This window comes from Oleiphilus sp. HI0043, assembly GCF_001634935.1.
Window position 1 is genome coordinate 1 of sequence record NZ_LWEY01001661.1, and the last position, 805, is coordinate 805.

General features: G+C 40.4%; 1 protein-coding gene. It reads right to left on the reverse strand.

Annotation, left to right across the window (positions count from 1 at the left end; translation table 11 throughout):
• Positions 1-805: ATP-dependent endonuclease (locus A3729_RS25260; RefSeq protein ID WP_156498130.1), on the reverse strand; the 805-nt coding region annotated here is incomplete at both ends.

Consider the following 805-nt stretch of genomic DNA (forward strand, 5'->3'; position numbering starts at 1 on the left):
GATATCTAAAGGGCTGGAAAAAAACACATTATACTTTTCTAACTCATCAACAATATTGATACACACTCCTGAGTCATAAGATAAGGAGAATTCGTTTGGATCTCTTGTATCAGTCCAGTTTGGAATATATGTGAGCACCTTCGAATGCAAATACTCTAGGTTAGGATTAAAACTACTAAGTTGTTCGATGGCATACTTCATACGGCCAAAGCCGCCACCATTTCGGTCTATATCAAAATCAAGCAATGTTACAAATGGTATTTTAAGAGAGTTAAGCAAACGCCAAAAATGATTTACATGTCGCCCACCCAATGGAACTACAGAAATCGAATGCGAATCTATATCTTTACCATAGTGCTCCAATAGTTTGGGGAGAATAACTTGCTCGCTATCACCTTCTCCAAGTATGACGAGCTTTGAGAAATATATTTCAGGATAGGCTTTTACTGCCTCACGGATATATTTTGCTTGCTCATCCCCTTCTTTAGGAAGTTCTAACTTCTGAACACGTGAACAAACTTCCTCATTGTCCAGCCTGAAGTGACGAATTTGTTGGGGCTCAATCCTCCCCACCAAAGATGCAGAGTGCGTAGCAACAACGGACTGGCATAGTTCATTTGAACCATAGTCTTTTACCAAGCTTATAATTCTCCCCAAATAGTGAGGGGACAAGTGATTTTCAGGTTCTTCAAGCGCGATCAAGCTAAAGATTGGCAGCTTCATTTTATCTTCATCGAAATTCGAAACCTCGCGACTGACAACAGCCTTTCGAGTTGCGGCATCGATATCAAAAAGAGCCTTTGTC